Raw genomic sequence first — 20000 nt, forward strand, 5'->3', positions numbered from 1 at the left:
CGGCGAGGAGCGGGTCACACTGGACCTATGCTCCATCAGCGGCCCCCTGATCGACCCGGTCCGGCGCGGGCGGTGGACGTGGCGCTGCCGGGCCCAGGTCTCTGGCTCGTGCGGAACAGCCCGGCCGATCGCGTTCCCAGCCATGGGACGACGCTTCTCGCCACCGCGTACGCGATCGACCTCGTGCCCGTGGACGATCGCGGTCGGACGGCACCGGTGCGCGCAAAGACGCTGTGGCGCCCGGAGTCGCCCGAGTCCTTCCCGGGGTTCGGGCGGCCGATCCTGGCGCCGATCGCCGGCCGAATCGTCGCGTTGCGTGATGGCGACCCTGACCACGCGACCTACCGTGGCGTCCCCTCGCTCTGGTACGCACTGACGCAGACGCGGCGCGTCAGACAGGGGTGGGCATCCGCAGCCGGAAACCATGTGATCATCGCCGCGCGTCCTCACGTGCTCGTGGCGGTGTGCCACCTGCGGCGGGGAAGCGTCCACGCAGCGGTGGGCGCCGAGGTCGCTCTCGGTGAGGAGGTGGGGGAGTGCGGGAATTCCGGTAACAGCACGGAGCCGCACATTCACCTTCAGGCGATGGACGATGGGGACCCCCGTCGGGCGCGCCCTCTCCCGATCTCCTTCGGTGGCCGGCTCCCACGCAACGGCACCGTGATCGGCACCAGACCCCCTCGTCAGTGACCCGCACGCGGCGATAATGAAGCATGGACGCAACGGCGCTGAGTCCTGAGGAATCTCGGGAGCTCGCCGCGCTGCGTCGCCGGGCGTACGGCCCGAGGCCCGACATCGCCGCCGACCCTGTCGCCGTCGCTCGGCTGGAGGCTCTCGAAGCGCTGCTGCACCGCGCGGGCGCGATGCCTGCGCCGGTGCCGGCACCGACCGCATCCGCTCCATCGTCCCCGCGGGGGGACCGACCCAAGGTTGGGGGGACCCTCGCCGACGCTCCCGCCGATGACATCGGCGACACCGGTGCCGCGTCAGAGGGGACCGGGGCACGGTCGCGCCGGGTTCCGCCAGGGTTCGGCCGGGTCCGGAAGCCGTGGCTCGTGGCCGTCCTCGCCGTCGCCCTCACGGCCGTGCTCGTGTGGGGCGTCTCCCAGCTCTCGGCACCCGGATCCGACATGTCTCTGGGGCGCATTCCCGCCGGGCAGGATGCGGAGCGCCTGGCTCGACAGGGGTTCCTGGATGCGGCGGACGTCACCGCGGACGAGGTCCAGAGGTTCGAAGCCTACGAGGCGCTTCAGATCTGGCTGGTGGTGGCGGCGTCGGGGGAGCGATGCCTCGTGATCGAAGCGGAGAGGTACGGCATCCTCGGCGTGAACTGCACGCCCCGTGGACTTGATCCCACGATCGATCTCCGGATCTGGCGCGGGATGCGCGCCAACGTCTTCGGTGATCTTCCCCCCAACACGTTCCTCCGTTTCTCCCACCACAGCGACCGCGTGCACGTCTGGATCCGCCCGCCATCCGGGGAGAGCTGAGCCGGGGTCAGATGTCCGCGCTGTCGCCCGGGTCCAGGGCGAGGAACTCGCCCCCGTGCTGCTCGGTGGCCCACTGCAGCCGTGCGCGCCCCATATCGCGGCCGGCTACGGACAGGGTCATGTCGTGGGTGCCGAACGCACGTCGTGGGCGCACGGCGAGGACGAAGTCCATCGCCTCGCCGATCTTGAGCCACGGAGCCCCCACCGGGGCGGCCAGGAGCTGTACATCCGCGCCTTTGGGTACGGCGTAGGAATCGCCCGGGTAGTAGAAGGCGCCGTTCACGAGCACACCGACGTTGTCGATCACCGGGATGGACTCGTGGATCACGGCGTGCCGACCGCCGAAGAACTCCAAACGGAACGGTTCGAGTTCGACGGTGTCGCCGGGCGCGACCACCGTGATGTCGTGGCCCGGCGCGGCGTGTGCGAGGCCCTCGGGACCGAAGATGGGGACACCCCCGGTCGCCTTCCGGATGCGGTCGAGGTGTTCGGCCGTCCAGTGGTCGGGGTGCTCATGCGTGACCACGACGCCGATCACGCCGCCGAGGTCGGTCAGTGGAGTGGTAAACACCCCCGGATCGATGATCAGATGCTTGCCCGACACCTCCACGCGGAGGGCCGCGTGCTCATACTTCGTCACTCGCATACGGCCGAGTCAACCGCGCCGTGAGCCGCCGGGCAACCACCCCTCGCCGGGTCGCCCCCGATTTGGCCGCCTCCCCGCGTGCATGGCATAATCGAACGGTTGTCGACGGCCCCATCGTATAGAGGCCTAGTACGCCGCCCTCTCACGGCGGTAACGCGGGTTCGAATCCCGCTGGGGTCACAACAGGGAAAGAAGCCCGTCCGGATGGACGGGCTTCTTCCGTATTCCCCCAGGCAAGAGCCGGGGCGCGTTAGCTCGCCTCGGAGGCGCGCGCAACCCCGGGAGCGCGGTTGTCCCGGCGAGGCGACCGCGGGGGAGGATGAGGGTATGTCCACCAATCCGTACGAGTCTCGTCCCTGGCTCTCCTCCTATGCCGACGGCGTTCCCGCCGACATCGAGGAACCCACGCAGACGCTCCCCGCGATGATGGACGCGAGCGTCCGCGCGTTCGGGCGACGGCCGGCGCTGGAATTCTTCGGAGCTGTGACGACCTACCGGCGGCTCGGCGAGGAGATCGAGCGCGCCGCGGAAGGCCTGCGGCGGATGGGCGTTCGGCGCGGAGATCGGGTGGCCCTCGTGCTCCCCAACTGTCCGCAGCACGTCGTCGCCTTCTATGCGGCGCTCAGGCTGGGTGCGGTCGTGATCGAGCACAACCCGCTCTACACCGCGCGCGAACTCCGTCATCAGTTCGAGGATCACGGCGCGCGGTTCGCGATCGTCTGGGACAAGGTGTACGACACCGTCGCGGGGTTCCCGTCCGATCTGGCGCTCGATCGGATCGTGAGCGTCGACATCACCGAGGCCCTCCCTCTTGCCAAGCGGCTCGCTCTGCGCATTCCGATTCCGAAGGCGCGGGCAGCGCGCGAGCGCATGACGAGCACGCCGAAGACGCGGCATCCGCTGGCCTGGAAGAAGCTCATCGCCTCGCGCCGTCTCTCGCGGCGGGTGGCCGGCCCGGTGGTCACCGATCTGGCGCTGCTGCAGTACACCAGCGGCACCACGGGCACTCCGAAGGGCGCGATGCTCACCCACGCCAACCTGCGCGCGAATGCCATGCAGGGGCGGGCCTGGGTACCCGGACTGGTCGACGGTCGCGAGACGTTCTACGGCGTCCTGCCCCTGTTCCACGCGTACGGGATGACCCTGTGCCTGACGTTCGCGATGAGTATCGGCGCGAAGCTCGTCCTGTTCCCGACGTTCGACCTGGAGCTGGTGACGGATGCGGTGAAGAAGAGCCCACCGACGTTCCTCCCCGCCGTTCCTCCGATCTATGACCGCCTCGCGCGCGCTGCATCCCGCGGCACCATCGACCTCTCGAGCGTTCGATTCGCGATCTCCGGCGCCATGAGCCTGCCGACCGCCACGGTCGAGAGGTGGGAGGAGGCAACCGGCGGACTGCTCGTCGAGGGATACGGGATGACGGAGACGTCTCCCGTGGCGCTCGGCAACCCCATGGGACCCACCCGGCGCCCGGGCACCGTCGGCGTCCCTTTTCCGAGCACGGAGATCCGCGTGGTCGACCCCGACGACCCCGCCGTCGACCGGCCGCTGGGGGAGCCGGGCGAGCTGCTCCTTCGTGGACCGCAGGTGTTCCAGGGGTACTGGCACCGTTCGGAGGAAACAGCCGCCACCCTGCTTCCCGGTGGATGGCTGCGCACCGGCGACATCGCCTCCGTATCGCCCGACGGTTTCGTCACCATCGTCGACCGGCTCAAGGAGCTGATCATCACGGGGGGTTTCAACGTGGCACCGACGGAGGTCGAGTTCGCGCTGGAGACCCATCCCGACGTCGCCGAGGCCGCGGTCGTGGCGCTTCCGCGTTCCAGCGGAGGTGAGGATGTGGCAGCGGCCGTCGTTCTGCGCGAGGGTGCGGAGCTCGACGTGGAGGCACTCCGCGACCACTGCCGCGAGCACCTCGCGGCGTACAAGGTCCCGCGTCGCATCGTCGCCGTGGACGACCTGCCGCGCTCGCTCATCGGCAAGGTGCTGCGACGAGAGGTTCGGGAGCGCCTGCTCGCCCGCTCCTAGGCCGGCAGGACAGGGAGCCTCGCCCCCGGGACCCGGATTCGGCCGCGGGCACCACCGGCGTCGCGTACCGTTGAGACGAACGAGGAGGAGACGCCGTGCGGGTTGTGCAGTCATCGGATTGGCGGGACGAGATCCCGTTCGACGTACCCACCCCCGCGGCCGAGGCGGCTCCGGGCGAGCCGACGCGCTGCTTCACGTGCGGCGTGGCCGGCGATCCCCTTCCGCGCACCGAGCTGTGGGTTGTGAAGCACCGTCACCCCAACCACCACGCCGGCTATGTCCGCTTCTACTGCAGCGCGCACACCCCCGCCGCCCCGGCACCGCCCGCCGTCGTCGCGCCGGTGCGACCCGCGCGTTCGTCGAAGCCCCGGGCTCCGCGCGCCGAGGCCCCCGTCCGCCGCCCCGCGCCGTCGGACACTGTTCGGGCGATGTGCCCGGACTGCTTCGTCGAGGTGTCTGCCACGGGTGAGTGCGGCATGTGCGGCCGACAGGTCGCCTGAAACCCGCTCGAACTCAGGAGCGGGGGTCGGAGGGCCCCGACGTCCGGGTGCGGCGACGCCGTGCGGTCCGCACGAGGCGCACGATGCCCCAGACGACGGCGGCGGCGACGGCGGCGACAGCGATCCAGGGCAGCAGGAATCCGATCGCGATGACGAGACCGTTGAGGCTCGCGACGAGGCCGTTCCAGCCGGCCACGACGCCATCGGTGAAACCCGCCGGGTCGGCTTCGACGGCTGTGGATCGCGGTGTCAGCTGCACGCTCAGCGTGGAGAGCTCGACCTGACCCTCCAGCCAGGCAAGCTGCTGCCGGTCCGATTCCAGAGTCGCCTGTCGCTCTGACAGCGCTGTTTCGGCGGCGATGAGGTCAGCGACGTCGGCCGCCTGCGCCATGAGTTCGGTGAGCCGGGCGACGGATGCTTCGCCGGACGCGATCCGGGGGCGTAGGTCGATCGCCTGGTCCGTGACGTCTTGACGCGACACGGTGGATGACGTCACCTCTCCGATTTCGCGCAGCTGCGCCATCGCGGCATCGAGCTGATCGGCCGGAACCCGGACGGTGACCCACCCCTCGCCGGTGGCGCCCGGTGCGGGGTAGACGAGCATCTCCGAACCGTCGGGCCCGCTGCGTGCATCCCCGCCGCCGGCGCCGAGGTTCTGCGACTCGACATAGCCCCCGCGTGCCTCGGCATCGCGGGCGACAGCAGCGGCGGCTTCGGCGACGTCCTCCACGACGACGGTCGCCGAGGCGGTGGAAATGACCTCGCGACCGGTCTCCGCCAGGCCCTCGGCGGCCACGACGGCCCCTCGGGAGTCGTCGACCGCGACATCCTGTGCCCCTTCGGGAACAGCCCCCCACTCGACCTCTCCGCGGTCGTCGATGGGCGCGACGGCCGAGCTTCCGCCTGTCCCGCCGGAAAGCGACGACATGACACCCGGCGCGATCACGGCCGCGACGAGAACGATGGCTGCCGCAGCCCCGCCGACCGACCAGCGCAGCCGCCGGCGCCGCCGCTCATGGTCACGGTCCGCGGCGATCCGGGCGAAGACGGCGCGCTCCATTCCGGCGACGCGGTCGTCGCTGAGGGCGGGCAGCACCGGGGGCTGGGCGTCTGTGGTGTTCATGCGTTCTCCGTCTCGGTCACAGCGCTTCGCACACGCGTGCGGATGCGGGAGAGACGGTTCCGAACGACCCCGTGCGCGACGCCGAGTTCTTCGGCGGCGGCCTGATACGCGTACCCCTCGGCGGCGCACAGACGGAAGATCTCGCGATCGAGCTCGCTCAGACCCTCCACTTCCCGCAGGATGGCCGCCACCGTGGCGCCGTCCACCACCTGCTGCTCGACGTCGATGGTGGCAGGAACGCTCTCGTCCAGTTCGGTTGACCGTGCCCTGTCCCTTCGGCGCGCGCGGAGCCTGTTTGCGGCCTGCAGGCGACAGATCGTCGCGAGCCACGGGAGCAGCGACGTGCCCTGAAGATGCAGCTGCGGAAGCTTCCGCCACGCGACGACGAAGGTCTCCTGCGTCACGTCTTCGGCGTCGGCCGCGTTGCTCAGGAGGCGGTGGGCCATCCAGTAGACCGGTCGCACATACGCCTGGTAGAGCGCGCGGAACGCGAACTCCGATCCGCCCGCGGCGTGCGCCACGAGCGTCGCGTCGTCGACCTGGTCGTGCGTCATGTGGTCCCGTCCCCGGAAGCGCCCCCGCGCCGCCGGATCATTGTCTCTCACTGAGAAGGTGTCCGACCGGCCGCGATCGTCTCACGTCCATTCGCGCCCGCGGTCATGGCGATAGACTCGACGCCGCGAGAGGGAGTATCCCGACAGTGCGCATCCGTCATCACGGGCTCTTCCTCGGGCCCCGGGTACGCGCCGCGACAAGCGTCGCGGGGAGAGACTTTCGGATTCCGCCGACCCCTCACCTCTGAAAGGCCCCGATGGACCTGGAACTGCCGCTCTGGTTCGAGATCGGCTCGCTCGTCGTGCTGACGCTCATCCTGATCGCCGACCTGCTGCTGATCCTCAAGCGGCCGCACATCCCGTCCACGCGTGAGTCGACGATGTGGGTCGTGTTCTATGTGGTGCTGGCGCTGATCTTCGCCGGGCTCATGTGGATCTTCGCCGGGGGTGAGTACGCGGGCCAGTTCATCGCCGGATGGCTGACCGAGTACAGCCTCTCGATCGACAACCTGTTCGTCTTCGTGCTGATCATGTCGCAGTTCTCGGTGCCTCGCCGGTACCAGCAGGAGGTGCTGATGGTGGGCATCATCATCGCCCTGGTCCTGCGCGGCGCGTTCATCCTCGTCGGCGCGGCGGTCATCGAGAACTTCAGCCCCATCTTCTACTTCTTCGGGCTGTTCCTGGTCTACACGGCGATCCGCCAGGCCTTCCCCGGCGGCGAGCACGAAGACACCGCGAAGCGCGAGAACTTCATCGTGCGTCTTCTACGCCGCACCATCGACATCAGCGACGAGTACGACGGCTCCAAGATCCGCACCGTCGTCGACGGCAAGAAGATCTGGACGCCGATGATCATCGTGTTCGTCGCGATCGGGGTCACCGACCTGCTCTTTGCGATCGACTCGATCCCGGCGATCTTCGGAATCACACAGAGCGCCTTCATCGTCTTCACCGCCAACATCTTCGCGCTCATGGGCCTCCGGCAGCTGTACTTCCTGCTCGGCGACCTTCTCGACCGCCTGCGCTACCTGCACTACGGGATCGCGTTCATCCTCGCGTTCATCGGTGTGAAGCTGGTGCTCCACGCGATGCATGTCAACGAGCTCCCGTTCATCAACGGCGGCGAGCACATCGAATGGGCGCCGGAGATCTCCACGGGCGCGTCGCTCGTCGTGATCGTCGCCGCGATGGCCGTGGCCACCGTCGCGAGCCTCCTCGCCTCCGCCCGCGAGCGGCGCGCGGCAGCGGCAGCCGCGACGCGCGACCGCTGATCTGGATCGCCCGTCCCGGGCTGAGCAGCGAGAGCGCCGCAGAACGGGGCGGGTGAACCGCGTGGCGGGTGCGTTGTCGGACGATCGGCCGCGGCGCGGTGGTATCGTGGGCGCGTGCGGATCGCTCGCCTTCTCCTTAGCGGCCGCGACGGGACCTCGTAACCAGGCCTTTCTCGTCGCGGAGTTGTCGCGGGCTTGATCCCATCCGAGGAGAACGGCAGAACCCATGGGCATCCCCCATCCCGAAATGACGTCCATTCCCGATCGTCCCCGCACTCTCGCGGAGAAGGTGTGGGACGACCATCTCGTCGTCAAGGGCCACAACGGTGAGCCCGACCTGATCTACATCGACCTGCACCTGGTCCACGAAGTGACCAGCCCGCAGGCGTTCGACGGACTGCGTGCGGAAGGGCGACCGGTCCGACGGCTCGATCTCACGATCGCGACCGAGGACCACAACACCCCGACGCTCAACATCGACAAGCCGATCGCCGACCTCACCAGCCGCACGCAGATCCAGACGCTGCGCAACAACGCGGCGGAGTTCGGCGTCCGTCTGCACTCCCTCGGCGACAAGGAGCAGGGGATCGTGCACGTCGTGGGCCCGCAGCTCGGGCTCACCATGCCGGGGATCACGGTGGTGTGCGGAGACTCTCACACCTCGACCCACGGTGCGTTCGGCGCGATGGCCTTCGGTATCGGCACGAGCGAGGTCGAGCATGTGCTGGCGACGCAGACGCTGCCGTTGAAGCCGTTCAAGACGATGGCCATCACTGTCGAGGGTGAGCTGAAGCCGGGCGTCACGGCGAAGGACATCATCCTCGCCGTCATCGCCAAGATCGGCACCAACGGCGGGCAAGGCTACGTGCTGGAGTTCCGCGGCTCCGCCATCCGCTCCCTCTCGATGGAGGGGCGGATGACGATCTGCAACATGTCGATCGAGGCCGGCGCCCGCGCCGGCATGGTCGCGCCGGACGAGACGACCTTCGCCTATCTGAAGGGCCGCCCGCACGCGCCGCAAGGGCAGGATTGGGACGAGGCCGTCGCGTACTGGCGGACGCTCCCCAGCGACGAAGGCGCCGTGCACGACGCCGAGGTGTTCCTCGACGCCGCCGAGCTGGAACCTTTCGTGACCTGGGGCACGAACCCCGGACAGGGAGTGTCGCTGAGCGACGTCGTGCCCGACCCGGCTGCCATGGACGACGAGGGCGACCGGGCCGCCGCGGAACGCGCGCTGCAGTACATGGACCTCGTTCCGGGGACGCCGCTCAAGGACGTGCCGGTGGATGCGGTGTTCATGGGCTCCTGCACGAACAGTCGCATCGAAGACCTCCGCGCTTTCGCGTCCATCATTCGCGGGCGTACGAAGGCGGACGGTGTGCGCGTGATGGTCGTCCCCGGTTCGGCTCGCGTGCGGCTGGAGGCCGAAGCCGAGGGCCTCGACAAGATCTTCGAGGAGTTCGGCGCGGAATGGCGCTATGCGGGGTGCTCGATGTGCCTGGGCATGAACCCTGACCAGCTCGCACCGGGGGAGCGTTGCGCGTCGACGTCGAACCGCAACTTCGAGGGTCGGCAGGGCAAGGGCGGACGCACCCACCTGGTGTCGCCGCTCGTGGCCGCCGCGACCGCGGTGCGTGGCACGCTGTCCAGCCCGAGCGATCTGAACGAGCTCGTGGGCGCGTCGTCTCTCACTCCGGGCGCACGGTTCACGGTCGAGCGGAGCGAAACGAACGGCAGCCACGGCGCCCTGACCGACGACCGCAGCGAGGAGACGAAGGGTGAGGTGAACCGCTGATGGAAAAGTTCTTCACGCATACCGGGGTCATCCTGCCCCTCAAGCGCTCCGCGGTCGACACCGACCAGATCATCCCCGCCGTGTACCTCAAGCGGGTCACGAAGACCGGTTTCGAAGACGCGCTGTTCGCCAGCTGGCGGCAGGACCCTGAGTTCATCCTCAACCAGCCGGCATTCTCAGCCGCCTCGATCCTCGTCGCCGGCGCGAACTTCGGCACCGGGTCGAGCCGCGAGCACGCTGTCTGGGCGCTCCGAGACTACGGGTTCCGCGTGGTGCTCAGCCCGAAGTTCGCCGACATCTTCCGCGGCAACGCCGGCAAGCAGGGCCTGGTGACCGGCGTCATCAGCGAGGACGATCTCGCCCGCATCTGGGCGGCAGTCGACGCCGATCCCGGCGTCTCGATGACGGTCGACCTCGAGGCCCGCGAAGCGCGACTCGGCGACCTCCGAGTCCCGTTCGACATCGACGATTACACTAGATGGCGGCTTCTCGAGGGGCTCGACGACATCGGGCTCACTCTGCGCAGCGAAGACAAGATCGCGCAGTTCGAGGCTCGCCGCGAGGCTTGGCGCCCGCGGACACTGCCCGTCCCGTAAGTCACGTCTGCCCCACCAGGGCCGGCGCCCATCCCTCGTCCACACCAAGTGAGGTCCCCGCATGAGAGCACTCGTCCCCGACACCGGTACCGCCTACTCCGGACCGGCAGGAGAATCCGGCGAGGTCCTCTCCATCCGGGGCGGACGGCCGCTCACCGGTCGGGTCGAGGTCAAGGGTGCGAAGAACCTCGTGACGAAGGCGATGGTCGCGGCCCTGCTGGGTGAGACCCCCAGCATCCTTCGCGACGTCCCCGACATCAGCGACGTTCAGATCGTCCGCTCCCTCCTCGAGGTGCACGGCGTCCGGGTGGAAGACGGCGCGGAGGACGGCGAGATCCGCCTGGACCCCAGCGGCGCCGTCACGGCGCACTTCGAGGAGATCGACGCCTACGCCGGCGCGAGCCGCATCCCGATCCTCTTCTGCGGTCCGCTGCTGCACCTGCTCGGCGAGGCGCTCATTCCCGACCTGGGCGGCTGCCGCATCGGCGACCGGCCGATCAACTACCACATGGACGCCCTGCGCGCCTTCGGCGCCGTCGTGGACAAGAGCTACGAGGGGATCCGGATCTCGGCGCCCGACGGACTCCACGGCGCCAAGATCGACCTGCCCTACCCCAGCGTCGGCGCCACCGAGCAGGTGCTGCTGACAGCGGTACGGGCGAAGGGCGTCACCGAACTGCGCGGCGCGGCGATCGAGCCGGAGATCATGGATCTCATCGCCGTCCTGCAGAAGATGGGCGCCATCATCTCCTACGAGCCCAACCGTGTCATCCTCATCGAGGGCGTCGACTCGCTGCGGGGGTACGATCACCGCGCGATCTTCGACCGCAACGAGGCGGCATCATGGGCGTGCGCGGCCCTGGCGACAGACGGTGACATCTTCGTCGGCGGCGCCAAGCAGCAGGAGATGCTGACCTTCCTCAATGTCTTCCGCAAGGCCGGCGGGTGGTTCGACGTCCGCGAGGACGGCATCCAGTTCCGCCGTGGCAGCACGCTCAAGCCCGTGATGGTGGAGACCGACGTGCACCCCGGGTTCATGACCGACTGGCAGCAGCCCCTCATCGTGGCGCTCACGCAGGCCGAGGGCACGTCCGTGGTCCACGAGACGGTGTACGAGAACCGCCTCGGCTTCACCGAGGCGCTGGTGCAGATGGGCGCCGACATCGTCGTGCACCCGCAGGGGATCGACAGCCCCGACCGCCGCGTGCCCCGCCGCTTGCTGGAGCAGGCCGCCGTGATCAACGGCCCGACGCCGCTGCACGGGGCGGATGTGGTGGTCCCCGACCTCCGCGGTGGCTACAGCTACGTGATCGCGGCCCTCGCTGCCGAAGGCGAATCGGTAGTGCGCAACATCGGCATCATCCGCCGGGGTTACGAGAAGTTCCTGGCGAAGCTCGACGCGCTGGGTGCCGACTTCGACGTCATCGGATAGTCGTGGCACGTACCCGCCGCCGGTCGAGCGAGAAGACCCGGCCCAGCGCCTACTGGTTGCTGGGCGGCCTGATCGTCCCCGCTGTCGGCGTCCTGGCAAAGATCGAGATCTCCGGCGAAGAGAATCTCCCGGCGGAGGGCGCGTACGTCCTCGCGCCCAACCACTATTCCGAACTGGACCCGCTTATCGTGGCCGTGGCCGTCTGGCGGATGGGTCGCGCGCCGAGTTTCATGGCGAAGGAGAGCCTCTTCCGCGTGCCCGTCCTGGGCGCGGCCATGCGTGCGGCAAAGATGGTGCCCGTGGCGCGCGCATCCTCGGGAGCATCGGCTCGCGAGACGATCCGCAACGCCGAGCTTCTCGTCAAGAGCGGACGCGGCGTCGTGGTCTACCCGGAGGGGACGCTCACGCGCGATCCCGACATGTGGCCGATGCGCGGGAAGACGGGGGCGGTGCGTCTCGCGCTCGCGGGCGGTCTTCCCGTCATCCCCGTGGCGCACTGGGGCGTCCAGCAGATCATGCCCCGGTACGGCAAGCTCCGCCTGTGGCCCCCTCGTCGCCGCGTGCGTCTGGTGGTCGGCGAGCCGGTCGATCTCTCCGCGTTCCGCGACCGCGGCGCCCAGCCCGCAGTGCTCGCCGAGGCCACGGCGGTCGTGATGGATCGGATCACCGAACTGCTCGAACCCTTGCGTGGCATCCCGGCACCCACCGAACGCTGGAACCCCGCCGTGCACGGGCAGACCGAGACGGGGCGCCTTGAGCCGTAGGCAGGATGCGGCGATGCCGCGCGTCGCAGTTCTGGGCGCCGGAAGCTGGGGAACGACGTTCGGCAAGGTGCTCGCCGACGGCGGTGCGCACGTGACCATGTGGTCACGCCGTCCGGAGCAGGCCGAAGAGATCCGCCAAGCCCACCGGAACACCCAGTACCTCCCCGGCATCAACCTTCCCCGCTCGCTGACGGCGACCTCGCACCTCGCTGAAGCGCTGGAGGGGGTCGAACAGGTCTACCTGTCGGTGCCGAGTCAGGCGTTGCGCGAGAACCTCAAGGCCGTGCGCCCGCTGCTCGCACATTCGCAGGCTCCCATCGTGTCGCTCATGAAGGGCGTCGAGAAGCGCACCGGGCTCCGCATGAGCCAGGTCATCGAGGAGGAGCTCCAGTGCGACCCGGATCGGATCGCGGTGGCGTCCGGACCGAACCTGGCGCTCGAGATCGCCCGGGAGCAGCCCACCGCGGCCGTGATCTCCTCCACGAGTGAGCTCACCGCCCAAGCCGTGGCGCTCCGCGCCCGCAACAAGTATTTCCGCACGTTCGTCAACACCGACGTCATCGGTACCGAATTCGGCGGGGTCTTGAAGAACCTCATCGCCGTGGCGATCGGGATCGTCGACGGCGTCGGCTACGGGGAGAACACCAAGGCGTCGATCATCACGCGGGGCCTGGTGGAGATGACAGACTTCGCCGTCGCGCAGGGCGCGCACCCCGAGACGCTGCAGGGGCTCGCCGGACTCGGCGACCTCATCGCGACGTGCCAGTCGCCCCTGAGCCGCAACAACACGGCCGGCCGGCTGCTCGGCCAGGGGGTCACCCTTCCGGACGTCATCAAGCAGATGCAGCAGACCGCGGAGGGGCTCGCATCGGTGGCGCCGGTGCTTCAGCTCGCACGCGAAGTGGGGGTCGACATGCCCATCGTCGAGCAGGTGAAGATGGTGCTGGACGGCACGATGGATCCGCGCGACATCGCCCCCCACCTCACCACCGACGACGACAAGCCCACGGGCGAGAGGACGCAGAATGGACAAGCCGGCGGTCGTGGTGCTCTTTGGCGGTCGATCCAGCGAACACTCGATCAGCTCCGCGACGGCGGGCGGCGTGCTTCGGGCGATCGACCGTGACCGCTACCGTGTGATCCCCGTCGGGATCACACGCGACGGCGCCTACGTGCTCGAGGACGACGATCCGGACAAGTTCGCGCTGGATGCCGCCCGGCTCCCGGAGGTCGTCGACAACGGCACCCGCATCCGCTGGCCCGAGTCAGCCGTCTCACGCGAACTGACGGTCGTGGATGCGTCGGGGGAGCGCTCGCTCGGCGACGTCGACGTGGTACTTCCGATCCTCCACGGCCGGTTCGGCGAGGACGGCACCGTGCAGGGGATGCTGGAGCTGCTGAGCCTTCCGTATGCCGGCGCAGGCGTCCTCATGTCGGCGCTCGGGATGGACAAGAACGTGGCGAAGACCGTGTTGCGCTCGGCCGGCGTGCCGGTCGTGCCGTGGGTGGCCGTCACACGTGCCGACCTGGCGCGCAACCGTGACCTGTGGGAGCGACGGATCGCGTCGCTCGGCCTCCCGCTCTTCGTGAAACCGAACCGGGCAGGGTCGAGTGTGGGCGTATCGAAAGTCACGTCGTGGGACGAGTTGCAGCCCGCACTGGAGGTCGCGTTCGCCGAGGACGGGCTGGCGCTGGTCGAGCAGGCGGTCATCGGCCGCGAGCTCGAGTGCGGCGTGCTGCCGGGGGCCGATGGGGAGTCGCCGCGCGTGAGCGTCGCCGGCGAGATCGTCGTCAGCGGCCGAGATTTCTATGACTTCGAGGCCAAGTACCTCGACGCGCCGGGCATCGACCTGGTGTGCCCCGCCGACCTCCGCGACGGCGAGTTGGCCGAGATGCAACGCATCGCCGCGCGCGCCTTCGAGGCGCTGGGCGGGGAGGGTCTGGCCCGCGTGGACTTCTTCTACACGGGCGCGGAGTTCTTCGTCAACGAGGTCAACACGATGCCCGGGTTCACTCCCATCTCCATGTTCCCGCGCTGCTGGATCGAGTCGGGGATGACCTATCCGCAGCTCATCACCGAGCTCATCGAGGACGGCCTCGCTCGCGCCTGAGCCCATCGACTCGCCAGGAAACGCGCGATTTTCGGCCCCGAGGGGACGGATGCTGGCGACTCGACGGTCAGGCGCGGGGCGTGCAGACCGAATCGGTCTTCTGGAGCGCACGGTCGAGGATCGGCGAGAGCGCGCGGAGGGTGTCCGCGCTTCCCACCACGTCGAAATCGAGGTAGACCTCGACCGCAGGAGTACGCCCGAAGGTCGTGAACCGATAGCGATCGTCGGCAGCGTCCGACTCGTCGATGAGCCAATCGACGCCCTCCACCGTCTCGCACCGGAGGGTGGAGGGGCCGGGTTCCGCGACGCCGCACGTCAGGATGATGGCGGCAGGCGATCCCCAGGCCCCGGTCGCCTGCGCGTCCGTCCATCGCCGCTCTTCGCCGGCCACGGTGTCGGGCAGCCGCACGGACACATCCGCGCAGGCCGGATCCCCGGCGTTGTCGGCGGCTTCCAACGACACCGTCGCCGCACACGACGACATCGCGAGCGCCAGAGAGGCGGGGAGCGCCACGGCGGCGAGCAGACGGCGCAGACGGATCACACGTCCAGGCTAACCCGCCCGGTAGCGTGGTCGCGTGGATGCAACAGTCGGCGCAATCAGTGAAGGTCAGCTGCTGCGGCGCATCCTGGCCCGGTTCCCCGCCTCCGCTGCGCTGGTCGGTCCCGGCGACGACGCCGCCGTGATCGCGGCGCCGGATGGCCGCGTGGTGGCCACCACCGACACCCTCGTCCACGGACCCGACTTCCGCCTCGCCTGGTCCTCGGCGTTCCAGCTCGGCTGGAAGGCGGCGGCCGTCAACCTGGCCGATGTGGCCGCGATGGGCGCGCGTCCGACGGCGCTGCTGGTGGCTCTGGCCCTGCCGGATGCGACTCCGTTGAGTTTCGTCGACGGCCTTGCCGACGGGCTGGCCGCCGCGTGTGCCGAGCTTGCACCGGGGTGCGCGGTGGAGGGGGGCGACCTCACGGTCTCCGACACGCTCACGATCGCCGTGACGGCGCTCGGCTCCCTCGACGGGCGCCGACCGGTGCTGCGGTCGGGGGCGCGTGTCGGCGACGAGGTGCGCATCGTCGGCGACGTCGGCGTGGCCGCGCGGGGTCTCGCCGTGCTGTTCGAGCGCTTCGTCGACGAGGCGGGCGACCCCATTCCCCTGACTCCCGAGGGCCTGGACGCTCTTTCCCCGGCCGACGCGCACGCGGTGGCGCGCCAACTGGCGCCGGTGCCGCCGATCGCGGCGGGCATCGCCGCCGCCGGGGCCGGGGCCACCGCCATGATGGATGTGTCAGACGGCCTGGCGCTGGATGCAGCGCGCCTGGCCGATGCCTCGGGCGTAACGCTCGACCTGGACCGGGCCGAGCTCGGATTGGACCCGGAGTCTGCGCTCTCCGGTGGTGAGGACCACGCGCTGCTGGTGACGGCTCCCGCGGGAAGCGGTGGCCCGGGGCGGCGCATCGGCGCGGTCCGCGCTCGCGGAGCGGACGCGGTGACCGTCGACGGTGCTGCGTGGGCGGGCCGTGGGGGATGGGATCCCTATCGGGACTGGGACTCCGCGCGCGGCTGAGCCCACCACGTCACGGTGTCACCGTACGACCGGGATCGCAGCAGCTCCAGCCCCGCGTCCGCCCAGGCGGGCTCGGGGGAGCGGCGGGCGCGCTCCACGATCACCACGGCCTCCGCGGTCACGTGCGGCGCGAGAGCTCCCAGCGCTTCGGTCAGCTCAGCCTCGGGGAGCTCGTACGGCGGGTCGAGGAAGACGAGGTCGTAGGGTCCGCGGGTGGTGCCGCGGAGGAACGTGGCCACCGCGGTCCGGTGCACGCGGACGACGGCGCGGACGCCGGGGGGTCTGGTCACCAGGTCGGCGTTGCGCCGGATGACGGAGGCGGCGCCCGACGCGTTCTCGACGAGATCGACGCTGAGCGCGCCCCGGCTGGCGGCCTCGAGGCCCAGCGCCCCGGAGCCGGCGTACAGGTCGGCCACTCGGGCGCCCTCCAGCAGGTCCGCCGCATCCAGCGCGCTGAAGAGCGCCTCTCGAACGCGGTCGCTGGTGGGTCGCGTGCCGGTGGGCGGTACGGCGATGCCGGTGCCGCCGGCCGCTCCGGCGATGATGCGTGTCACCGTCTCACCCTACAAACCTGCGGAGCCGGCCGTGTCCCCGCTCGTGCCTAGACTCGAAGCATGCCCGGCCTCACGCTCGCCTCGCGCCTGGATGGCGCCGTGGGCGGCAAGACCGCCAGTGCCTTCGAGCGCGCGTTCGGCATGGCGACCGTCGGAGACCTGCTCACGCACTATCCCCGTCGCTATGCCTCGCGTGGCGAGCTGACGCCGATTGCGTCGTTGCCGATCGGCGAGCCCGTCACCATCGTCGCGGAAGTCGTCAGCGCCGGCGAGCGGCGCATGCAGAATCGCAAAGGCTCGATCCTCGAGGTCGTCATCAGCGACGGCGACGGGCGCCTGACCCTGACCTTCTTCAATCAGGCGTGGCGGCTGAAGGATCTGCATCCCGGACGGCGCGGGATCTTCTCGGGGAAGGTGGGGGAGTACCGCGGGACGACGCAGTTGTCGCACCCCGACTACGAGCTCTTCGAAGACGTCGAGACGGCCCGGCTGGCCGCGGAGGCTCATGCGAACCTGCCGATCCCGATCTATCCGGCGACCAGTTCCGTGCCCAGCACCCTCATTCACAAGGCGATCGGTCTCGTGCTCGACGGGCTGGATGAGGTGGACGATCCGCTTCCCGACGACCTCCGCGCCCGCTATCAGCTGCTGGATGCGCGGACGGCTCTCGAACGCATCCACCGGCCTGACTTCGAGGACCAGGTCGGACCGGCCGTCGCCACCCTGCGTATGCACGAGGCGTTCGTGCTGCAGGCCGCGCTCCTCCAGCAGCGCCAGTTCGTCCGCGCGCTGTCGGCGACGAAGCGTTCGGCCGCAGCAGGCGGACTCCTGGAGAGTTTCGACGCTGCCCTGCCGTTCGGTCGCACCCCCGACCAGATCTCGGTGGGAGACCAGATCGCCGCAGACCTGGCGGGGGATTGGCCGATGAACCGTCTCGTCCAGGGCGAGGTGGGCTCGGGAAAGACCCTCGTGGCGTTGCGCGCGATGCTGCAGGTCGCCGAATCCGGGGGGCAGTCCGCGCTCATCGCGCCCACAGAGGTGCTGGCGGCACAGCACGTGCGCTCGATCGCACGGATGCTGGGGCCCCAGCTGGCGCCCCAGCTGATGCCGACGCTGCTCACCGGCCAGCTCTCCGCCGCCGAACGGCGCAAGGCCGCACTCCGGGTGGCCTCGGGGCAGGCGCTCATCGTCGTCGGCACTCACGCGCTCCTCAGCGCGACCACGACCTTCGCCGACCTCGGTCTGGTCGTCGTGGACGAGCAGCACCGCTTCGGCGTCGACCAGCGCGAGGCATTGCGGGCCAAGGGAACGGCGCCCCACACCCTGGTCCTCACGGCCACGCCGATTCCGCGGACGGTAGCCATGACCGTCTTCGGCGACTTGGATGTCTCCACCATCCGTACGATGCCGGCCGGGCGCGCGGGCATCCAGACGTTCGTCGCTCCGGTGGCCGAGAAACCAGGGTGGTTCGCGCGCGTGTGGGAGCGGGTTGCGGAGGAGGTCGAGCAAGGACGGCAGGCCTTCGTCGTGTGCGCCGCCATCGATTCCGACACCGGAGCCGAAGACGACACCGCGGAGGACGTCGTATCCGATGCCGGGGAGGTCTCCCGCACGCGGTGGGGTGTCGTGCAGGTCGCCGACGTCTTGTCGCGGCATCCGCTCTTCGCCGACATCCGCGTCGCCACGTTGCACGGCAAGATGCCGGCGGACGAGAAGGACGCCATCATGCAGGCCTACGCCCGCGGCGATATCGACGTGCTCATCGCCACGACCGTGATCGAGGTGGGCGTCGACGTGCCCAACGCGTCGACCATGGTCATCCTGGAAGCCGATCGGTTCGGTGTGTCGCAACTGCACCAGCTGCGCGGCCGTGTGGGTCGTGGTGGCGTACCGGGACTGTGCCTCCTGGTGACGGAGTCCTCGCCGGGCACGCCGGCGCGCGCCCGCGTGGAGGCCGTGGCACGCACCCTGGACGGGTTCGAGCTGGCCGAAGTCGATCTCGAACTCCGCGGGGAGGGCGATGTCCTGGGTGCCGCCCAGTCCGGCGCGCGCTCATCGCTGCGACTGCTGCGCGTGGTCGCCGATGCGGATCTCATCACCCAGGCGCGGGCTGTGGCCGAGACGGTGCTCGCGGAGGATCCCGCGCTCACGCGTCACCGGGGGCTGGCGGCGGCCATCGAACGCCGGGTCGGGGCGGAGGAGCGCGCGGCCCTGGCGAAGGGATGACGGGCGGCGCCGATAGGGTGGTGGCATGAACAGCCGGATCGCTGTCGTCCCGGGATCGTTCGACCCGCCGACGCTCGGACACCTCGACGTGATCCGCCGCGCCGCGGCGCTCTACGACGAGCTGCACGTGCTCGTGGTGCACAACCCGGGCAAAGAGGCGATGCTGCCGATCGCCCAGCGGCTCACACTGCTGGAACAGTCGATCGCTGACAGCGCCCTCGACGGCGCCGAGATCGTCGTCGCATCCTGGACCATGGGGTTGCTCGTGGACTACGCCACCGACGTGGGCGCCGGAGTGCTGGTCAAGGGCATCCGGTCGCAAGTGGATGTCGCGTACGAGACGCCCATGGCGATCGTGAACCGCCACCTGGCGCACGTGGAGACGGTGTTCCTGCTGCCCGATCCTGCGCACGCCATGGTCTCCAGTTCGCTCGTGCGGCAGGTGGCGGCACTGGGTGGAGATGTGTCCCCCTTCGTCCCGCCGGCCGTCTCCCGCTTCCTGAACCGAGGCGCTCGGCCCTGACTCGGCCCGCGCATCTCGTGGCGCGGGTAGCATGGACGACCGTGAGAACCCGACCTGGACCCTTCTCCGTGGCCGTCCGCGACATCGTTCGCCGGCCCGGGGAGATGCGCGAATTCGAGCTCGAGGTCCCGGCCCCGACGAAGTGGGGCGAGGGACTGGTCTCCATACCCGAGGGCGAGCCGATCGGCATCGACCTGCGAGTGGAGTCGGTGCACGAGGGCATGCTCGTGTCCGGAATCGCGGATGCGACGTACTCCGGCGTCTGCGGACGGTGCCTCATCGACATCACCCAGCCGGTCGAAGTCGAGTTCCAAGAGCTTTTCGCGTATCCTGGGGATGAAGCGGAGGACTTCGAGGTTCGCGATGACCGTGTGGATCTGGAAATTCTCGTCCGAGACGCGATGGTTCTGTCGCTTCCGTTCCAGCCGGTGTGTCAGCCGGATTGCCCCGGCCTCGACCCGGCCACGGGTGAGCGACTGACCAGAAGCATCGAGGAACGACCGCAGGAAACCGTCGATCCTCGATGGGCCGCCCTGCAGCAATTCACCCCAGAGCCCGGCGACGACGCACCGCACCACGATGTCCAGAACACAGGAAAGAGTTAGCCATGGCAGGTAACCCCCCGAAGCGGAAGGTATCCCGCTCCAACACCCGTTCGCGCCGCGCGCAGTGGAAGGCCAAGGCGACTGCCCTGGTCAAGACGATCGAGAACGGCAAGGTCGTCTACAGCCGTCCCCACCAGGCGAAGGTCGTCACCGACTCGCAGGGCACCGAGCTGTTCCTCGAGTACAAGGGCCGCAAGGTCGCTGACGTTTGACGTCTACG

Annotated in this window: 21 protein-coding genes and 1 tRNA gene; 17 read left to right on the top strand and 5 right to left on the bottom strand. The window is 69.5% G+C overall.

Annotated features, from left to right (window positions below; genetic code table 11):
* The first annotated feature begins 27 nt into the window (after positions 1 to 27).
* On the top strand, positions 28 to 690 hold the full coding sequence (locus tag AC4FS1_RS02695) for a M23 family metallopeptidase (RefSeq protein ID WP_491152418.1): 663 nt from the start codon (positions 28 to 30) through the stop codon (positions 688 to 690).
* A gap of 23 nt (positions 691 to 713) precedes the next feature.
* Positions 714 to 1490, top strand: a complete 777-nt coding sequence (locus AC4FS1_RS02700; RefSeq protein WP_491152419.1) for a hypothetical protein — start codon at positions 714 to 716, stop codon at positions 1488 to 1490.
* Positions 1491 to 1497: 7 nt separating this feature from the next.
* Here AC4FS1_RS02700 and AC4FS1_RS02705 read toward each other — a convergent pair whose 3' ends face one another.
* Entirely contained in the window at positions 1498 to 2136 is a 639-nt protein-coding gene (locus AC4FS1_RS02705) for an MBL fold metallo-hydrolase (RefSeq protein WP_491152421.1), read from the bottom strand.
* A gap of 107 nt (positions 2137 to 2243) precedes the next feature.
* Here AC4FS1_RS02705 and AC4FS1_RS02710 point away from each other — a divergent pair.
* The 3 genes from AC4FS1_RS02710 to AC4FS1_RS02720 all read left to right on the top strand — a co-directional run bounded on the left by AC4FS1_RS02710 (position 2244) and on the right by AC4FS1_RS02720 (position 4664).
* Positions 2244 to 2316, top strand: a tRNA-Glu gene (locus AC4FS1_RS02710).
* Between the two features lie 147 nt (positions 2317 to 2463).
* On the top strand, positions 2464 to 4164 hold the full coding sequence (locus tag AC4FS1_RS02715; protein ID WP_491152423.1) for a long-chain-fatty-acid--CoA ligase: 1701 nt from the start codon (positions 2464 to 2466) through the stop codon (positions 4162 to 4164).
* Between the two features lie 95 nt (positions 4165 to 4259).
* Positions 4260 to 4664 carry a glucose-6-phosphate dehydrogenase gene (locus AC4FS1_RS02720; RefSeq protein WP_491152424.1) on the top strand — a complete coding sequence of 135 codons (405 nt, stop codon included), beginning with the start codon at positions 4260 to 4262 and terminating at the stop codon, positions 4662 to 4664.
* A 13-nt stretch (positions 4665 to 4677) separates the two neighbouring features.
* Here the strand turns inward: AC4FS1_RS02720 and AC4FS1_RS02725 are convergent, their stop codons facing one another.
* The gene (locus AC4FS1_RS02725) at positions 4678 to 5787 is read right to left on the bottom strand and encodes a DUF4349 domain-containing protein (RefSeq protein WP_491152426.1); all 1110 of its coding nucleotides are present in this window, start codon (positions 5785 to 5787) and stop codon (positions 4678 to 4680) included.
* Complete coding sequence (locus tag AC4FS1_RS02730; RefSeq protein ID WP_491152428.1) at positions 5784 to 6341, bottom strand: RNA polymerase sigma factor; 558 nt, start codon at positions 6339 to 6341, stop codon at positions 5784 to 5786. The genes AC4FS1_RS02725 and AC4FS1_RS02730 overlap by 4 nt, the downstream gene beginning before the upstream one ends.
* Before the next feature lie 257 nt (positions 6342 to 6598).
* Between AC4FS1_RS02730 and AC4FS1_RS02735 the strand changes: the two genes are divergently transcribed.
* From AC4FS1_RS02735 to AC4FS1_RS02765, 7 genes are all read left to right on the top strand, one after another.
* Positions 6599 to 7612 (top strand): TerC/Alx family metal homeostasis membrane protein, encoded by a 1014-nt coding sequence (locus AC4FS1_RS02735; protein WP_491152429.1) that lies wholly within the window; start codon positions 6599 to 6601, stop codon positions 7610 to 7612.
* Between the two features lie 247 nt (positions 7613 to 7859).
* Positions 7860 to 9407, top strand: coding sequence for a 3-isopropylmalate dehydratase large subunit (gene leuC, locus AC4FS1_RS02740; RefSeq protein ID WP_491152431.1), 1548 nt, complete (start codon positions 7860 to 7862; stop codon positions 9405 to 9407).
* A complete protein-coding gene (gene leuD, locus AC4FS1_RS02745; RefSeq protein WP_491152433.1) occupies positions 9407 to 10003 on the top strand; it encodes a 3-isopropylmalate dehydratase small subunit in 597 nt (198 codons plus the stop codon). Before leuC ends, leuD begins: the two co-directional genes overlap by 1 nt.
* 61 nt (positions 10004 to 10064) lie before the next feature.
* A complete protein-coding gene (murA, locus tag AC4FS1_RS02750) occupies positions 10065 to 11435 on the top strand; it encodes a UDP-N-acetylglucosamine 1-carboxyvinyltransferase (RefSeq protein WP_491152434.1) in 1371 nt (456 codons plus the stop codon).
* Positions 11432 to 12199: a lysophospholipid acyltransferase family protein gene (locus AC4FS1_RS02755; protein WP_491155630.1), complete on the top strand. Its 768-nt coding sequence runs from the start codon at positions 11432 to 11434 to the stop codon at positions 12197 to 12199. Before murA ends, AC4FS1_RS02755 begins: the two co-directional genes overlap by 4 nt.
* A gap of 13 nt (positions 12200 to 12212) precedes the next feature.
* The gene (locus AC4FS1_RS02760) at positions 12213 to 13325 is read left to right on the top strand and encodes an NAD(P)H-dependent glycerol-3-phosphate dehydrogenase (RefSeq protein WP_491152435.1); all 1113 of its coding nucleotides are present in this window, start codon (positions 12213 to 12215) and stop codon (positions 13323 to 13325) included.
* Complete coding sequence (locus AC4FS1_RS02765; RefSeq protein WP_491152438.1) at positions 13225 to 14310, top strand: D-alanine--D-alanine ligase family protein; 1086 nt, start codon at positions 13225 to 13227, stop codon at positions 14308 to 14310. The genes AC4FS1_RS02760 and AC4FS1_RS02765 overlap by 101 nt, the downstream gene beginning before the upstream one ends.
* A gap of 67 nt (positions 14311 to 14377) precedes the next feature.
* Here the strand turns inward: AC4FS1_RS02765 and AC4FS1_RS02770 are convergent, their stop codons facing one another.
* Complete coding sequence (locus AC4FS1_RS02770) at positions 14378 to 14854, bottom strand: DUF3515 family protein (RefSeq protein WP_491152441.1); 477 nt, start codon at positions 14852 to 14854, stop codon at positions 14378 to 14380.
* Positions 14855 to 14888: 34 nt separating this feature from the next.
* On the opposite strand from AC4FS1_RS02770, the gene thiL reads away from it, so the two are divergent.
* Positions 14889 to 15872, top strand: a complete 984-nt coding sequence (gene thiL / locus AC4FS1_RS02775; protein WP_491152443.1) for a thiamine-phosphate kinase — start codon at positions 14889 to 14891, stop codon at positions 15870 to 15872.
* Here thiL and AC4FS1_RS02780 read toward each other — a convergent pair.
* Positions 15842 to 16426, bottom strand: a complete 585-nt coding sequence (locus tag AC4FS1_RS02780; RefSeq protein WP_491152445.1) for an RsmD family RNA methyltransferase — start codon at positions 16424 to 16426, stop codon at positions 15842 to 15844. The genes thiL and AC4FS1_RS02780 overlap by 31 nt on opposite strands.
* A gap of 60 nt (positions 16427 to 16486) precedes the next feature.
* On the opposite strand from AC4FS1_RS02780, the gene AC4FS1_RS02785 reads away from it, so the two are divergent.
* From AC4FS1_RS02785 to rpmF, 4 genes are all read left to right on the top strand, one after another.
* On the top strand, positions 16487 to 18652 hold the full coding sequence (locus AC4FS1_RS02785; RefSeq protein WP_491152447.1) for an ATP-dependent DNA helicase RecG: 2166 nt from the start codon (positions 16487 to 16489) through the stop codon (positions 18650 to 18652).
* Between the two features lie 25 nt (positions 18653 to 18677).
* The gene (coaD, locus tag AC4FS1_RS02790; RefSeq protein ID WP_491152449.1) at positions 18678 to 19175 is read left to right on the top strand and encodes a pantetheine-phosphate adenylyltransferase; all 498 of its coding nucleotides are present in this window, start codon (positions 18678 to 18680) and stop codon (positions 19173 to 19175) included.
* A gap of 104 nt (positions 19176 to 19279) precedes the next feature.
* On the top strand, positions 19280 to 19780 hold the full coding sequence (locus tag AC4FS1_RS02795; RefSeq protein ID WP_491155631.1) for a YceD family protein: 501 nt from the start codon (positions 19280 to 19282) through the stop codon (positions 19778 to 19780).
* 2 nt (positions 19781 to 19782) lie between these two features.
* Complete coding sequence (gene rpmF / locus AC4FS1_RS02800; protein WP_484509023.1) at positions 19783 to 19992, top strand: 50S ribosomal protein L32; 210 nt, start codon at positions 19783 to 19785, stop codon at positions 19990 to 19992.
* Positions 19993 to 20000 lie beyond the last annotated feature (8 nt).

The sequence above is a fragment of the Microbacterium sp. Z12_35 genome (assembly GCF_058310475.1).

Coding starts and splice junctions, on each gene's coding strand:
- AC4FS1_RS02695 (WP_491152418.1), top strand. CDS start 28: ATGCTCCATCAGCGGCCCCCTGATCGACCCGGTCCGGCGCGGGCGGTG.
- AC4FS1_RS02700 (WP_491152419.1), top strand. CDS start 714: ATGGACGCAACGGCGCTGAGTCCTGAGGAATCTCGGGAGCTCGCCGCG.
- AC4FS1_RS02705 (WP_491152421.1), bottom strand. CDS start 2,136: ATGCGAGTGACGAAGTATGAGCACGCGGCCCTCCGCGTGGAGGTGTCG.
- AC4FS1_RS02715 (WP_491152423.1), top strand. CDS start 2,464: ATGTCCACCAATCCGTACGAGTCTCGTCCCTGGCTCTCCTCCTATGCC.
- AC4FS1_RS02725 (WP_491152426.1), bottom strand. CDS start 5,787: ATGAACACCACAGACGCCCAGCCCCCGGTGCTGCCCGCCCTCAGCGAC.
- AC4FS1_RS02730 (WP_491152428.1), bottom strand. CDS start 6,341: ATGACGCACGACCAGGTCGACGACGCGACGCTCGTGGCGCACGCCGCG.
- AC4FS1_RS02735 (WP_491152429.1), top strand. CDS start 6,599: ATGGACCTGGAACTGCCGCTCTGGTTCGAGATCGGCTCGCTCGTCGTG.
- leuC (WP_491152431.1), top strand. CDS start 7,860: ATGACGTCCATTCCCGATCGTCCCCGCACTCTCGCGGAGAAGGTGTGG.
- leuD (WP_491152433.1), top strand. CDS start 9,407: ATGGAAAAGTTCTTCACGCATACCGGGGTCATCCTGCCCCTCAAGCGC.
- murA (WP_491152434.1), top strand. CDS start 10,065: ATGAGAGCACTCGTCCCCGACACCGGTACCGCCTACTCCGGACCGGCA.
- AC4FS1_RS02760 (WP_491152435.1), top strand. CDS start 12,213: ATGCCGCGCGTCGCAGTTCTGGGCGCCGGAAGCTGGGGAACGACGTTC.
- AC4FS1_RS02765 (WP_491152438.1), top strand. CDS start 13,225: ATGGACAAGCCGGCGGTCGTGGTGCTCTTTGGCGGTCGATCCAGCGAA.
- AC4FS1_RS02785 (WP_491152447.1), top strand. CDS start 16,487: ATGCCCGGCCTCACGCTCGCCTCGCGCCTGGATGGCGCCGTGGGCGGC.
- coaD (WP_491152449.1), top strand. CDS start 18,678: ATGAACAGCCGGATCGCTGTCGTCCCGGGATCGTTCGACCCGCCGACG.
- AC4FS1_RS02795 (WP_491155631.1), top strand. CDS start 19,280: ATGCGCGAATTCGAGCTCGAGGTCCCGGCCCCGACGAAGTGGGGCGAG.
- rpmF (WP_484509023.1), top strand. CDS start 19,783: ATGGCAGGTAACCCCCCGAAGCGGAAGGTATCCCGCTCCAACACCCGT.